The 14,179-nt window shown below is 64.3% G+C and carries 17 protein-coding genes; 10 read left to right on the forward strand and 7 right to left on the reverse strand.

Features of this window, described 5'->3' with window-relative positions:
• Positions 1-22 precede the first annotated feature (22 nt).
• Positions 23-388 (forward strand): nuclear transport factor 2 family protein, encoded by a 366-nt coding sequence (locus tag ABIA90_RS10010; protein WP_063980769.1) that lies wholly within the window; start codon positions 23-25, stop codon positions 386-388.
• On the opposite strand, the gene ABIA90_RS10015 is transcribed toward ABIA90_RS10010, so the two are convergent.
• A complete protein-coding gene (locus ABIA90_RS10015) occupies positions 385-1,716 on the reverse strand; it encodes a histidine kinase (protein ID WP_354118703.1) in 1,332 nt (443 codons plus the stop codon). The genes ABIA90_RS10010 and ABIA90_RS10015 overlap by 4 nt on opposite strands.
• An 86-nt stretch (positions 1,717-1,802) precedes the next feature.
• Here ABIA90_RS10015 and ABIA90_RS10020 point away from each other — a divergent pair, with 86 nt between their 5' ends.
• The 5 genes from ABIA90_RS10020 (at position 1,803) to ABIA90_RS10040 (ending at position 7,113) form a co-directional block, all read left to right on the forward strand.
• Entirely contained in the window at positions 1,803-2,447 is a 645-nt protein-coding gene (locus ABIA90_RS10020) for a response regulator transcription factor (RefSeq protein ID WP_014498503.1), read from the forward strand.
• 561 nt (positions 2,448-3,008) lie between these two features.
• Positions 3,009-4,427 (forward strand): threonine synthase, encoded by a 1,419-nt coding sequence (gene thrC, locus ABIA90_RS10025; protein ID WP_354118704.1) that lies wholly within the window; start codon positions 3,009-3,011, stop codon positions 4,425-4,427.
• Positions 4,424-5,713 (forward strand): M16 family metallopeptidase, encoded by a 1,290-nt coding sequence (locus ABIA90_RS10030; protein ID WP_166345695.1) that lies wholly within the window; start codon positions 4,424-4,426, stop codon positions 5,711-5,713. Before thrC ends, ABIA90_RS10030 begins: the two co-directional genes overlap by 4 nt.
• A 39-nt stretch (positions 5,714-5,752) precedes the next feature.
• Positions 5,753-6,340 (forward strand): GNAT family N-acetyltransferase, encoded by a 588-nt coding sequence (locus tag ABIA90_RS10035; RefSeq protein WP_014498500.1) that lies wholly within the window; start codon positions 5,753-5,755, stop codon positions 6,338-6,340.
• Positions 6,341-6,459: 119 nt separating this feature from the next.
• Positions 6,460-7,113, forward strand: a complete 654-nt coding sequence (locus tag ABIA90_RS10040; RefSeq protein WP_354118705.1) for a hypothetical protein — start codon at positions 6,460-6,462, stop codon at positions 7,111-7,113.
• Between the two features lie 199 nt (positions 7,114-7,312).
• On the opposite strand, the gene ABIA90_RS10045 is transcribed toward ABIA90_RS10040, so the two are convergent.
• From ABIA90_RS10045 to ABIA90_RS10065, 5 genes are all read right to left on the reverse strand, one after another.
• On the reverse strand, positions 7,313-7,798 hold the full coding sequence (locus ABIA90_RS10045; RefSeq protein ID WP_085402617.1) for a F0F1 ATP synthase subunit B family protein: 486 nt from the start codon (positions 7,796-7,798) through the stop codon (positions 7,313-7,315).
• Between the two features lie 5 nt (positions 7,799-7,803).
• The gene (locus tag ABIA90_RS10050) at positions 7,804-8,367 is read right to left on the reverse strand and encodes a F0F1 ATP synthase subunit B family protein (protein ID WP_354118706.1); all 564 of its coding nucleotides are present in this window, start codon (positions 8,365-8,367) and stop codon (positions 7,804-7,806) included.
• Between the two features lie 60 nt (positions 8,368-8,427).
• Positions 8,428-8,658 (reverse strand): F0F1 ATP synthase subunit C, encoded by a 231-nt coding sequence (locus tag ABIA90_RS10055; protein WP_007599451.1) that lies wholly within the window; start codon positions 8,656-8,658, stop codon positions 8,428-8,430.
• Positions 8,659-8,711: 53 nt separating this feature from the next.
• The gene (locus ABIA90_RS10060; RefSeq protein ID WP_071916889.1) at positions 8,712-9,461 is read right to left on the reverse strand and encodes a F0F1 ATP synthase subunit A; all 750 of its coding nucleotides are present in this window, start codon (positions 9,459-9,461) and stop codon (positions 8,712-8,714) included.
• Positions 9,462-9,573: 112 nt separating this feature from the next.
• The gene (locus tag ABIA90_RS10065) at positions 9,574-9,948 is read right to left on the reverse strand and encodes an AtpZ/AtpI family protein (protein WP_063980777.1); all 375 of its coding nucleotides are present in this window, start codon (positions 9,946-9,948) and stop codon (positions 9,574-9,576) included.
• A 75-nt stretch (positions 9,949-10,023) separates the two neighbouring features.
• Between ABIA90_RS10065 and ABIA90_RS10070 the strand changes: the two genes are divergently transcribed.
• From ABIA90_RS10070 to ABIA90_RS10080, 3 genes are all read left to right on the forward strand, one after another.
• Positions 10,024-10,266 (forward strand): hypothetical protein, encoded by a 243-nt coding sequence (locus ABIA90_RS10070; protein ID WP_166076733.1) that lies wholly within the window; start codon positions 10,024-10,026, stop codon positions 10,264-10,266.
• 41 nt (positions 10,267-10,307) lie between these two features.
• Entirely contained in the window at positions 10,308-10,826 is a 519-nt protein-coding gene (locus tag ABIA90_RS10075) for a hypothetical protein (RefSeq protein WP_354118707.1), read from the forward strand.
• 160 nt (positions 10,827-10,986) lie between these two features.
• Positions 10,987-11,460, forward strand: a complete 474-nt coding sequence (locus ABIA90_RS10080) for a secondary thiamine-phosphate synthase enzyme YjbQ (protein ID WP_354118708.1) — start codon at positions 10,987-10,989, stop codon at positions 11,458-11,460.
• Positions 11,461-11,521: 61 nt separating this feature from the next.
• Here ABIA90_RS10080 and ABIA90_RS10085 read toward each other — a convergent pair whose 3' ends face one another.
• The gene (locus tag ABIA90_RS10085) at positions 11,522-13,147 is read right to left on the reverse strand and encodes an MFS transporter (protein ID WP_175627402.1); all 1,626 of its coding nucleotides are present in this window, start codon (positions 13,145-13,147) and stop codon (positions 11,522-11,524) included.
• A gap of 343 nt (positions 13,148-13,490) precedes the next feature.
• On the opposite strand from ABIA90_RS10085, the gene ABIA90_RS10090 reads away from it, so the two are divergent.
• Positions 13,491-14,162: a response regulator gene (locus ABIA90_RS10090; RefSeq protein WP_071917775.1), complete on the forward strand. Its 672-nt coding sequence runs from the start codon at positions 13,491-13,493 to the stop codon at positions 14,160-14,162.
• Positions 14,163-14,179: the final 17 nt, after the last annotated feature.

Genomic DNA, 14,179 nt, shown 5'->3' on the forward strand with positions numbered 1-14,179 from the left:
TCGCGGCAGACAGGATTTTGGTGTGAGCGATTTCGACCAGATGGGAATTGTCGTCGACTGGGTGGACGCCTGCCGGAAGGGCGACCTCGCGACGCTCCTCGATCTCTATGCGGACGACGCCCGGGTCGAATGCATGTGCAACGGCAAGCGACATTATCGCGGGCGGCGCGAGCTCGAAACCTATTGGGGACCGCGGCTCAGCACCTTCTCGTCGGCAGGCTTCGGTCTTGAGGAGATCAATCCAGTGCCGCATGGCATCGATCTTGAATATTCCGTCGCGGGCTCGCTGCGTATCCACGCCTCGTTTCGCTTCAGTCCCGAAGGCAAGATCTACAGCACCCTGTGCGAGCCGGCGCGGCAGTCCCCGCATGCCGATGGTGTGTGCTAGCCGGCCGCCGGCGCGTCTCGCGCCGTCTCGACCGGCAGGCGACAGCGCACATAGGTTCGCTCGTCGGCGCGCAGCAGTGACAGCGATCCGCTGAGCGCGCGCACGCGCTCGTGCATGCCCGTCAGGCCGCGGCCGAAGACGTTGTCGGCGGGAAAGCCGCCGCCGTCGTCGGAGATCTCAATCGTGAGCACCTCGCCGGCAATGGTCGCCAGCACATGGGCGTTGTTCGCCCCGGCGTGGCGCAGCACGTTCGTCAGCGCCTCCTGGATCAAGCGATAGACGGTTTGGGCCAGCGGTCGGTCGATCTCGTTCAGACCAGGATCGATCGTGGCCGTCAGGCTGATATGCGGCGCCTGTCTGCGAAAGTTCTGGAGCAGCGTCTGCACGCTGGTCTCGAGCCCCAATTCCTCGATGTAGAGCGGCCGCAGCCGGTCGAGGATGCGGCGGTTGGTCTGCTGGAGCGCCTCGACAGAGCGCATCACCTCCTGCGCCGGGTTGCCGAGATTTCCCGAGGTCTCGCTCAGCGCGATCGTGCTGGCGCGGATGCCGAACAATAGCGGTCCGAGCTCGTCGTGCAGCTCGCGCGCGAGATCGCGCCGCTCGTCGTCCTGGAGCGACACCAGGCGGTGCAGCAGGTCGCGATTATCCTGACTCAATTGCGCGAGCGTCATCGCCAGCGCATTGGCTTCCTCGCAGCTCTGCCGGATCTCCTGCGGTCCTGCGATCGGGATAGGCGTTGCATAATCGCCGCGCCGGATTCGCGTGAGGCCTGCGCCGAGATCTTGCAGGGGACGCAGCACCGATCCCGCAAAGAGATAGGCAATGGTCCCAGTCAGCATCATCAGCACGGCGATGAGGCTCGTCAGCGCCAGGAAGCCGATCCATTTCTCGAACAGATCGGCTGACAGGTCCGGCATGAACACGATGTCGCCGACACGCCTGCCGTCGATGATGACGGGAGATGCGGCGTCCATCTCCGGGATGGCGATCAGGTCCACGAACCAATGCGGCACGCCATGCAGATCACGCAGGCTGTCCTTTGGAGAGGGGGCTGGACCTGCTTCCACTGAACGGAATTGAATATCCGAGGAGTTGTCCAAAGAATGGACAAATGCGTCGAGTATCTTCCGCGGGTCGTCCGAGGCCTTCAGGCTGTTGTTGAGTGCCTCGGCGACCGTCCGGGTCGAGCGTCGGCCCGGCTCATTCTCGTCGGCAAGCTGCCCCGTCGCGAAGCCCTGGAGCAGCACGCCGCCCATGACCAAAGCGGCAAGGAAGCTCAAGCCGAGCGGAAGAAACAATTGTGTTCTGAACGAGAGCCGCTGCCACATTAGGTCAATTCTAACGCGCATTGGCGGGATTTTCTCTTTCCATTTGTTCCCGCCGGTCTATGAGTCGAAAAACAAGAGAGTGCGCGATGCAAGATACCGCCAAGCCGGCAACCCGAGTTCTGATCGTCGACGACCATCCCGTGGTGCTGTCAGGATGCCGCACCCTTTTCGCGTCCGACCACTCGATCCGTATCGACGAGGCGACCGACGCCAAATCCGGGCATCGCGCCTATATCAGCAAGCGGCCCGACGTCACCGTCATCGACATCAGCCTGCCCGACGTCTCCGGCTTCGAGCTGATGCGGCGAATCCGCAAGGACGACCCTGATGCCAAGATCATCATGTTCAGCATGAACGACGATCCGGCCTTCGTGGTGCGGGCGGTCGAGCTTGGCGCGCAGGGGTATGTCTCCAAGGGCGACGATCCCCGGATTCTGCTCAAGGCGGTGCGCAAGGTGGTCGCCGGCGACAATTTCATCTCGCCGCAGCTCGCGGAGGCGGTCACGTTCTCCGGTGCAGCGATCAAGGCCAATCCGGCCTCGCAGATGACGCCGCGGGAGCTCGAGATTCTCCGCCTGCTCGGCCGTGGCGACAAGATCGTCGAGGTCGCCGAGGCGCTCGGCATCTCCTACAAGACGGTCGCCAACACCACGTCCCTGCTCAAGCAGAAGCTCGGCGCCAAGAACCATTCCGATTTGATCAGGATCGCGGTGGAAATCGGGATGAGCTGACGCCCGGGGCACTGGCGGCCCGGCACCGAACCGGCTGCTCCAGGATGCAGCCGGTCCGGCCGGGCGGATAGGGTCTCGGCGCGTAGCCGGGCAATGCATGGACAGCGCCGACACCATCCGCCGACACAATGGGCCGGCGTGATATTCGTTCCTGAACCACCCGAAATTACGGGAAAAAGAAGCAATGGCGCGCGGGCGCTCGCAGGAATGCCTTTGCGAAACGCGAACCGCGCCGGGAAAAATAGGAACATTTTCTTGCCCCCGCCGTTTTGGCTCTTGACGATTTCGTGACGGGCGCCGAGAACTTGGCCGACAGTTTTGGCGGGCCGGCAACCCGCACGAGGCAAACCGGGTCTGCACATATCAACGACAGACCTTCCAAGAGAGGGCTGCGGCATCGCCGCAGCTCTTTTTCGTTGAGCGGGGCACAGGCGGGAAGCGGTTTCCCGATGCCGCAAAACACTTTATGGTGGCCCAACGCCTCTGGCCGTTAACAAGTAGTTTCATGAAATCAAAGGCTTATGGATCTGGCTCAAGGCCGGCCGGCCTTTGGAGGGCAGTTTGACTCGCTATATCTCGACCCGGGGCGAGGCCCCAGAACTCGGCTTCTGCGACGTGATGCTGACTGGGCTTGCCCGTGACGGCGGCCTGTATGTGCCGGTGACCTGGCCGCAGCTCTCGACCGAGGTCATCGCTGGCTTCTTCGGCCGCCCCTATTGGGAGGTCGCAGTCGACGTGATCCGTCCGTTCGCCGGCGGCGAGATTTCGGATGCCGAACTCGGCCGCATGGCGAACGAGGCCTATGCTACTTTCCGCCATCCGGCGGTGGTGCCGCTGCGCCAGATGACGCCGCATCAATTCGTGCTGGAGCTGTTCCACGGCCCGACGCTCGCCTTCAAGGACGTGGCGATGCAGCTGATCTCGCGGCTGATGGACCACGTGCTCGCCAAGCGCGGCCAGCGCACCACCATCGTGGTCGCGACCTCCGGCGACACCGGTGGCGCCGCGGTCGACGCGTTCGCGGGCCTGGAGAATGTCGATCTCATCGTGCTGTTCCCGCACGGGCGCATCTCCGAAGTGCAGCAGCGGATGATGACGACCACGGGCGCGGCCAACGTCCATGCACTCGCCATCGAGGGCAATTTCGACGACTGCCAGGCGCTCGTGAAGGGGATGTTCAACAACCATCGCTTCCGCGATGCGACCTCGCTCTCCGGCGTCAACTCCATCAACTGGGCGCGCATCGTCGCCCAGGTGGTCTACTACTTCACCTCCGCCGTCGCCGCCGGTGCGCCGGCGCGCACGGTGGATTTCGTCGTGCCGACCGGAAATTTCGGCGACATCTTTGCCGGTTATGTCGCCAAGCGGATGGGGCTGCCGGTGCGCACGCTGCGCATCGCCGCCAACGTCAACGACATCCTGGCGCGCACGCTCAAGACCGGGATCTACGAGGTGCGCGAGGTGCACGCCACCGCGTCGCCATCGATGGACATCCAGATCTCCTCGAATTTCGAGCGGCTGCTGTTCGAGGCCGGCCGGCGCGATGCGGCCGGCGTGCGCCGTCTGATGGACTCGCTAAAGCAGTCGGGGCGCTTCGTATTGCCTGACGCGATGCTGGCCGCAATCCGTGAAGAATTCGACGCCGGCCGGGCCGACGAGACCGAAACCGCAGCCGCGATCCGCGCCGCCTGGCGCGAGGCGGGCGAACTGGTCGATCCCCATACTGCGGTCGCGCTTGCTGTCGCTGACCGCGACACCACCGATACGACGGTGCCCAGCATCGTGCTCTCCACCGCCCATCCGGCCAAATTCCCCGATGCGGTCGAGGCAGCCTGCGGCCAGCGGCCGCAATTGCCGGCCTGGCTCGACGGTCTCATGACCAAATCCGAACACATGAAGGTGATGAAGAACGATCAGGCCGAGGTCGAGCGGTTCGTGCTGTCGGTCAGCCGGGCCGCAAAACAGGGAGTTGCCGGATGAGTGTCGAGATGTCCAAGCTTGCCTCCGGCCTGACCGTCGTCACCGACGAGATGCCCCATCTCGAGACCGCGGCGCTCGGCGTCTGGGCCGGCGTTGGCGGGCGCGACGAGAAGCCGAACGAGCACGGCATCTCGCATCTGCTCGAGCACATGGCGTTCAAGGGCACGACCAAGCGCTCCTCGCGCGAGATCGTCGAGGAGATCGAGGCGGTCGGCGGCGACCTCAATGCCGGCACCTCGACCGAGACCACGTCCTATTATGCGCGGGTGCTGAAGGCCGACGTGCCGCTCGCGCTCGACGTGCTCGCCGACATCCTTGCCAATCCCGCATTCGAGCCCGACGAGCTCGAGCGCGAGAAGAACGTCATCGTGCAGGAAATCGGTGCCGCGCAGGACACGCCCGACGACGTCGTGTTCGAGCATCTCAACGAGCTCTGCTATCCCGACCAGCCGATGGGCCGCTCGCTGCTCGGCACCGCCAAGACCTTGCGCGCCTTCAACCGCGACATGCTGCGCAGTTATCTGTCGACGCATTATCGCGGCCCCGACATGGTGGTGGCGGCAGCCGGCGCGGTCAATCACAAGCAGGTCGTCGCCGAGGTCGAGAAGCGCTTTGCGAGCTTCGAAGGGACGCCGGGTCCGAAGCCGCAAGCCGCCCAGTTCGGCAAAGGCGGCGCCAAGGTGGTGCATCGCGAGCTCGAGCAGGCGCATCTGACGCTGGCGCTGGAAGGCGTGCCGCAGAGCGATCTGTCGTTGTTCTCGCTCCAGGTCTTCACCAACATCCTCGGCGGCGGGATGTCGTCGCGGCTGTTCCAGGAGGTGCGCGAGAAGCGCGGCCTCTGCTACTCCATCTACTCGTTCCACGCGCCCTACACCGACACGGGCTTCTTCGGCCTCTACACCGGCACCGATCCGGCCGACGCGCCGGAGATGATGGAGGTCGTGGTCGATATCATGAATGATTCGGTGGAGACGCTGACCGAGGCCGAGATCGCGCGGGCCAAGGCGCAGATGAAGGCGGGCCTCCTGATGGCGCTGGAGAGCTGCTCGTCCCGCGCCGAGCAGCTGGCCCGGCATGTGCTGGCCTATGGCCGGCCGCAGACGGTCGAGGAACTGGTGGCCCGGATCGACGCCGTCAGCGTCGAATCAACCCGGGATGCCGCGCGTGCGCTGCTTTCGCGGAGCCGCCCTGCAGTTGTCGCATTGGGCAGTGGCAGGGGTCTGGACACGGCGGTATCTTTTGCGGAAGGATTGACCCGGGCACGTGCCAAGGCGCGGCTGCATTAGGAGCCGCGCACGGGCTGATCTGCCCCGGGAAGCATCACCATGGCCCTGTTTCGCCTGCCATCCAGTGGACCCGCCGCCCTCGCGCCGCGCGGCAACGGCCTGTTGCTGCGCGCGCCGCAGATGTCGGACTTCATACAGTGGGCGCATTTGCGGGAGTCCAGCCGCGACTACCTCACGCCCTGGGAGCCGATCTGGCCGTCGGACGACCTGACCCGGTCCGGCTTCCGCCGCCGCCTGCGGCGCTATTCCGAGGACATCGCCGCGGACCGGTCCTATCCCTTTCTGATCTTCCGTGAGCTCGATGGCGCCATGGTCGGCGGCATCACGCTCGCCAATGTCCGCCGCGGCATCGTCCAGGCCGGCACCATCGGCTATTGGGTCGGCAAGCCTCATGCCCATCGCGGTTACATGACGGCGGCGCTCCGGGTGCTGCTGCCGACGCTGTTCGGCGAGCTCAATCTGCACCGGGTCGAGGCCGCCTGTATCCCAACCAATGCGCCGTCGATCCGGGTGCTGGAGAAGTGTGGCTTCTCCCGCGAGGGCCTGGCGCGCCGCTATCTCTGCATCAACGGGGTCTGGCAGGACCACCTGCTGTTCGGCCTGCTGCACGAGGATTTCCGCGGCTGAGCTGCCGCTCGTGCTGCCAAAGTCTCCTTGTTTGCTGCCTTGGGTTCGCCGATTTTGGCGATATAAACCGCTGGCCTGCCGGCGATCGGCTGGAGGATGGTCATGGAGTATGGGCGTTGATGGTGAAGAAGCTTCGGTCATCGCGGAATGCGTTGCGGCGGGGGACGGGGATCGCGCTGGCGTTGTCGGTTGCGCTCGCCTCCGTCTCGCCAGTGGCGGCCCAGTCGCTCACCGACCGCTTCAAGAGCCTGTTCGGCGGCAAGTCCGACGAGCCGGCCCAGCCCGCGCCGGCGCCGGCACCCGGCCAGCCGGCGGCTGACGACGTCGATTGTCCGCAGGTCACGGTGCGCGCCGGGGCCTCGACCTACGCGGTCGGCGCCGCCGGCAAGCCGGCCGTCGGCAATGAGATCCGCTTCCAGGCCACGATCACCAAGATGGCGCGTGAATGTACCCGGAATGGCGGCGATATCACGGCCCGGATCGGCATCCAGGGCCGTGTCATCGCCGGTCCCGCCGGTGCGCCTGCGACCGTCGAGGTGCCCTTGCGCATTGCCGTGGTGCAGGGCGGCGTCGGCGAGAAGGTGATCGCCTCGAAGGCGTACCGGACCACGGTCGAGATGTCGGAGGGCGGCAGCGTGCCCTTCACCTTCATCGCCGAGGATCTGGCCTATCCGGTGCCCTCGGCCAAGATCGCCGATTCCTACATCTTTTATGTCGGCTTCGACCCGCAGGCGCTCTCGCCCGAGCCGAAGGCAAGGCCGAAGAAGAAATAGGTAACCACAAGCTTCGCTGTCATGCCCCGCGAAGGCGGGGCATCCAGTACGCCGCGGCTTCTCCGTATCCCATTGCTGTCTCTGGAATACTGGATCACCCGCCTTCGCGGGTGACGACACCTGATTTGCGGCTACAGGCCTGCCCAACAAAAAAGCCGGCGCTCGCGCGCCGGCTTTTTGATTGATGAAGGCAAAACCCTCAGTTCAGCTTCTGCCGAACCTCGTTGATGCCCTTGGCGAGCAGGTCGTCGGCGACCTGGCCCTTGACCGACTGCGACAGGATCGTGGAGGCGGCCTGGACGGCGGCTTCCGCGGCTGCGGCGCGGACATCGGCCACCGCCTGGGCCTCGGCGAGCGCGATCTTGCTCTCCGCGGTCTTGGTGCGGCGGGCGACGAAGTCTTCCATCTTCGCCTTGGCCTCGGTCGCGATGCGCTCGGCTTCGGACTTGGCGTTGGCGATGATGTCGGCAGCCTCGCGCTCGGCCGTGGCACTGCGCGCCTTGTAGTCGGCGAGCACCTTGGCCGCTTCCTGCTTGAGGCGCGTCGCGTCGTCGAGCTCGGCCTTGATGCGGTCGGCGCGGTGGTCGAGCGCAGTCGTCACCTTCTTGAAGACCCCGAGATAGCCGAACAGGACCATCAGGATCACGAAGGCGATGGCGACCCAGGTTTCAGGATCGAAGAACATATCGACTAACCCTTCAAGGACGCGTCAACGGCAGTGCTGACTGAGGCTGCGTCCGGAACGATACCGGTGAGCTGCTGCACGATCTGGCCTGCCGCATCGGCCGCGATGCCGCGGACGTTGCTCATGGCCGTCGTGCGGGTCGAGGCGATGGTCTTTTCCGCCTCGGCGAGCTTGACCGCCAGTTGCTCTTCAAGCGCCTTGCGCTCGGCTTCCGCCTGCGCATTCGCCTTGTCGCGGGATTCGTTGCCGATCGCCTGCGCGCGCGAACGTGCCGAAGCAAGCTCACCCTCGTAGGCCTTCAGCGCCGCGTCGGACTGGTCCTTCAGCTTCTGCGCTTCGGCGAGGTCACCCTCGATCTTGTTTTGACGTGCCTCGATCGCACCGCCGACGCGCGGCAGAGCGAGCTTGGACACGATCACGTAAAGCGCGACGAAGAAGATCGCGAGTGACACCAGCTGCGAAGCATAGGTGCCGCTCTCGAAAGGCGGAAAACCGCCACCGTGACCGCCTTCGGACTCGGTGTGGGCGCCCGCCGCCAGACTTTTCGCCCCGCCATGACTCTCAGCCATGGATTACTCCTGTTGCCGTCATGCGCGCCGCTTCGGTCGAAGCGGCGCGAAACATCGTCCTCAGAGCGGAACGAACAGCAGCAGCAGCGCGATCAGCAGCGAGAAAATGCCAAGCGCTTCGGTCACGGCGAAGCCGAAGATCAGGTTGCCGAACTGGCCCTGAGCGGCCGACGGATTGCGAACGGCTGCGGCAAGGTAGTTGCCGAAGATCACGCCCACGCCGACGCCCGCGCCGCCCATGCCGATGCATGCGATGCCCGCGCCGATAAGTTTTGCTGCTGCCGGATCCATTTTAGACTCCTTGGAAGAAAGATTGGGTTGTGGGTGGAAATTCCCCGGACCGCTCAGTGTCCCGGATGAATGGCGTCGTTCAGGTAGATGCAGGTCAGGATCGCAAACACATAGGCCTGCAGGAACGCGACCAGAATCTCGAGAGCGTACAGCGCGACCGTGAGCGCCAGCGGCAGCACGCCGCCGACCCAGCCCAGCGCGCCGAGCGAGAAGCCGAGCATGGCGACGAAGCCCGCGAAAACCTTGAGCGCGATGTGGCCGGCCAGCATGTTGGCGAACAGACGGACGCTGTGGGAGACCGGCCGCAGGAAGAACGACAGGATCTCGATGAACATCACGAGCGGCAGGATGTAGCCGGGGACGCCGTGAGGCACGAAGATCGAGAAGAATTTCAGGCCGTTCTTGGCGACGCCGTAGATCAGCACGGTGAAGAAGACCAAAAGCGCGAGCGCGGCCGTCACGATCAGATGGCTCGAGATCGTGAAGGTATAGGGGATGATGCCGACCAGGTTCGAGACGCAGATGAACATGAACAGCGAGAAGATCAGCGGGAAGAACTTCATGCCTTCCGCGCCGGCAGTCGAACGGATGGTCGAGGCGACGAATTCGTAGGAGATCTCGGCGACCGACTGAAGGCGCCCGGGAACCAGCTGCGTGCCACTGGCAAGCATCAGGAACGAGATGATCGCCACCGCCACCAGCATGTAGAGCGACGAATTGGTGAAGGCGATCGTGTGATTGCCGATATGGCCCAGGGTGAAGAGAGGCTCGATGTTGAACTGGTGGATCGGGTCGATTTTCATCAGCGCGGCATCTCTTGGTCTGCCGGGCAATGCCGGCGGGTCTCGGTCTGCCGGCCGGGCCGGCCCGTACCGGCATGGCCGGCACGATCATTCCTCTGTTGGTGCGGATCGCTTAAGAATCACCGCGCCTGTTTTGACCCGCGCCTGCCGTTCTCACCACATTCACCACGCCGGCCACGAAGCCCAGCAGCAGGAACACGATAAATCCGAAAGGCGACGTCGACAGCAAGCGGTCGAAACCCCAGCCAATCCCCGCTCCGACAACGACCCCGGCGACCAACTCGGAGGATAACCGGAAACCAAGCGCCATCGCCGAAGCTCTGGCCGCTCTGTCTTCACCGTCACCTGCGGGTTGCTCGGTCTTGATTCGTCGGTCCCGGAATTCGGACAACCGCTGATCAAGATTTCCGAGCCGTTCGGAAAGCGCAGCTTCCTCGGACGATCTATCGCGATCCCCATTCTCGCCGTGTCCCGTGCCCTGTGTCATGCAACGAAGACCCGAAACGCCGCGGCTGAATGGAAATTACGCCCGCCACCCTCAAAAGCCGCGCGGACCATACTGATGGCCCATAATCAAGTCAAGCCAAGTCACGATTGCGTCGCGTTCTATTATGTATCTGATTTACTTGATGATATTGGCACGCACGGCAACGCTGCACACAGCGTGACGCCGCACCGCAGCAGCTCTCTTCATGATCGGCGAATGCGACCACCATTTCGTCCTGCTGGCGGGATCAAAGGGATTGCCGCGATCGTTGATATCGGTGGCGCGTTTTGGGCGGCAGATCGCCTCGCCGGGGTGTAGAATTGAAGAGAAGCCACAGAAGCGCCATGGCGGAGAGCGCGATGAGACCAGCAAATTCAACCACAGCATCATGGCTTGTAGCGGCAGTATTCGCCGCGATGATGACCATCGGCGGCGGCCTCGTTGCTGCACAGTCCGCGCCCGACAGCGAAAACGGCCGCTACAGCATGACGCCCATCCCCGAAGGCGTGCTGCGGCTCGACACCCGCACCGGCACGGTATCGACCTGCACCAAGAACGGCGCCGGCTGGGCCTGCTACGCGGTGCCCGACGAACGCACCGCGCTCGACGCCGAGATCGGCCGGCTCCAGGCCGAAGTCGAGAAGCTGAAGGGGCAGATCGCGGCGGGGCCGACCGTGTCAGGCAAGATCGACGAGGCGATGCCGAAATCCGATCCGCTCAAGAAGGACCCGAAGGTCGCCGAGGGGGACCGCAAGATCGAGATTCCGCTGCCCAGCGACCAGGATGTCGATCGGGTGATGTCGTTCCTGGAAAAGGCCTGGCGCCGGCTGATCGACATGGCCAACCGCGTGCAGAAGGACGTCTCGGGGAAGATTTGAGGACCCCTTCGCGTTATCCATGCGTTGAGCTGCCGTAGGGTGGGCAAAGGCGTTCTTGCGCCGTGCCCACCATGTTTCCACCGTGACGTAAGAAGACATGGGCACGTCGCTACGCGCCTTTGCCCACCCTACGGCGGCATTCCGAGTTGAGAGATCTTTCATGACATCAGGCAAATCCGTCACGCGCTCGGCGCCATCGTCGGTGCAAGCCACCACCGTCGCATCGTCACTGCTGACCGTGCAGACGCCCGGCCGCGGCTTCACGGATCTCACCAGCGAAGCCGCGAAGTTCATCAATGAGGTTCAGGCGCGCGATGGCGCGCTGACGCTGTTCATCCGGCACACCTCGGCTTCGCTGACGATCCAGGAGAACGCCGATCCGTCCGTGCTCGTCGATCTCACCACGTCGCTGTCCAGGCTCGCGCCTGAAAACGGCGGCTGGATGCACGACACCGAGGGACCGGACGACATGCCGGCGCATATCAAGACGATGCTAACCGGGGCCTCGCTTCAGGTCCCGATCCTGAACGGCAAGCTCGCGCTCGGTACGTGGCAGGCGATCTACCTGATCGAGCACCGCAAGCGCCCGCACCGGCGCGAGGTGGTGCTGCAATTCATCGGCAGCAATCACTGATCCCAAAACAAAACCGGCCGCGGAGACCGCGGCCGGTTCGTGTGTCGATCGGTGCTGTCGATCAGGTCGCCTTGATGTCGACGTCCTTGGTCTCGGGCAGGAAGAAGAAGCCGATCACGACGGTAATCGATGCGAAGATGACCGGATACCAGAGACCCGCATAGATATCGCCTGTGGAAGCCACGATGGCGAAGGCGGTCGCGGGCAGCAGGCCGCCGAACCAGCCGTTACCAATGTGGTAGGGCAGCGACATCGAGGTGTAGCGGATGCGGGTCGGGAACAGTTCGACCAGCATCGCGGCGATCGGGCCGTACACCATGGTGACGAAGATCACCAGGATGAACAGCAGCCCGACGGTCGCGGCCACCTGCGGACGGAAGATGTCGAACGGATGCGACATCTTCACGATGCCCGCATCGCCCGGCTTCGGATAGCCGGCTGCCTGCACTGCGGCGAGCAGCGCGGGATTGCCGTCCTTGGCGTTGGCGTAGGCGATGTCCTTGCCGTTGACCACCACCTTCACGCCGGAGCCGGCCGGGCCGGAAGAGGTCGAGTACTTGACCGACGCGCCCGACAGGTAGGCGCGTGCGGTGTCGCAGGGCGCGCTGAAGACGCGGGTGCCGACCGGGTTGAACAGGTCGCCGCAACCCGCGGGATCCGCCACCACGTCGACCTTGACCGACTCGATCGCCTTTTCCAGCGCCGGGTTGGCGTTGGTGGTGATCATCTTGAAGATCGGGAAGAAGGTCAGCGCCGCGATCAGACAGCCGCCGAGGATAATCGGCTTGCGGCCGATCTTGTCGGAGAGCACGCCGAACACGATGAAGAAGCCGGTGCCGAGCAGCAGCGACCAGGCGATCAGGAGGTTGGCGGTATAGCCGTCGACCTTCAGGATCGATTGCAGGAAGAACAGCGCGTAGAACTGGCCGGTGTACCAGACCACGCCCTGGCCCATCACGCCGCCGAGCAGCGCGAGCAGAACGAGCTTGCCGTTCTGCCAGTTGCCGAAGGCTTCCGTCAGCGGCGCCTTCGAGCTCTTCCCCTCGTCCTTCATCTTCTGGAAGATCGGGGATTCGCTGAGGCGGAGCCGGATCCAGACCGAGATGCCGAGCAGCAGCACCGAGACCAGGAACGGGATGCGCCAGCCCCAGGCCGCGAAATCGGCCTCGCCGATCGCGCTGCGGGTGAACAGGATCACCAGCAGGGACAGGAACAGGCCGAGCGTGGCCGTCGTCTGAATGAACGAGGTGTAATAGCCGCGCTTGCCGTTCGGCGCGTGCTCCGCGACATAGGTCGCCGCACCGCCATATTCACCGCCGAGCGCCAGGCCCTGGGCGAGGCGCAGCGCGATCAGGATGATCGGGGCCGCGATGCCGATGGTCGCCGCATTGGGCAGCAGGCCGACGATGAAGGTCGACAGACCCATGATCAGGATGGTGACGAGGAAGGTGTATTTGCGGCCGACGATGTCGCCGACGCGTCCGAACACGATGGCGCCGAACGGACGGACGAGGAAGCCCGCGGCGAAGGCCAGCAGCGCGAAGATGTCGCGGGTTGCCGGCGGATAGGCCGAGAAGAACTGCGCGCCGATGATGCCGGCCAGCGAACCGTAGAGGTAGAAGTCGTACCACTCGAAGACGGTACCGAGCGAGGAGGCGAGAATGACGAACCGTTCGTCCTTCGTCATCCCTCCCGCGCCCGCTTGAGACACAGCCATTGTCGACATGTTGAGTCGCTCCCCGAAATGCGTTTCCTCGCGCCCCGGATATCCGGTCATGCCGGATCAACCCAGGTCTTGGCTCCAAGGTAACATCGGCGTGAAACCCGCCCCAATACGACTTTCGGCCTTGCGCACTGACGCGCACCTGACGCCGCGGACCTTTCAATCCGGCACGATCGCGCTCGACCACGGGTTAACCCCGTTCCCGCAAAGGGATAATGCCCACTTGCATGCCACGGCCGGTCGGGAAAGAATTGACCAAGGCCCCGGGCCGGCCTACTGGCCCGGTGTGAATGCCAGCAAGAGAACGATGAGCGCTCCTTCGACCCATCTTGTCATTGCCGATGACCATCCCCTGTTCCGCGACGCGTTGCGGCAAGCGGTGGCGGGCGTCCTGACCTCGGCCAGGATCGACGAGGCGGGATCGTTCGAGGATCTCACCAAGCTGCTGGAACAGACATCCGACGTCGATCTGGTCCTGCTCGACCTCTCGATGCCCGGGATCTCCGGCTTTTCCGGGCTGATCTATCTGCGCGCGCAGTACCCGGCCATCCCGGTGGTGATCGTCTCGGCCTCCGACGACAGCGCCACGATTCGCCGCTCGCTCGATTTCGGCGCCTCCGGCTTCATCCCGAAGCGATTCGGCGTCGAGACCTTGCGCGACGCGATCCTCAAGGTGATGGAGGGGGACGTCTGGGTTCCCACCGACACCGATCTATCGGCCGCCGCCGATCCCGACATGACGCGCCTGCGCGACCGCCTGGTGACGCTGACGCCGCAACAGGTCCGGGTCTTGATGATGCTGTCGGAAGGGCTGCTCAACAAGCAGATCGCCTACGAGCTCGGCGTCTCCGAAGCCACCATCAAGGCGCATGTCTCGGCGATCCTGCAAAAGCTCGGCGTCGAGAGCCGCACGCAGGCGGTGATTGCCGCGGCCAAGATCGCCGGGGGCCAGTGGAAGCAGGGCACCCCGACGGGGTAAGCCGTCGTCGGTGCGCA

This window comes from Bradyrhizobium sp. LA6.8 (assembly GCF_040547935.1).
GTDB lineage: Bacteria > Pseudomonadota > Alphaproteobacteria > Rhizobiales > Xanthobacteraceae > Bradyrhizobium > Bradyrhizobium barranii.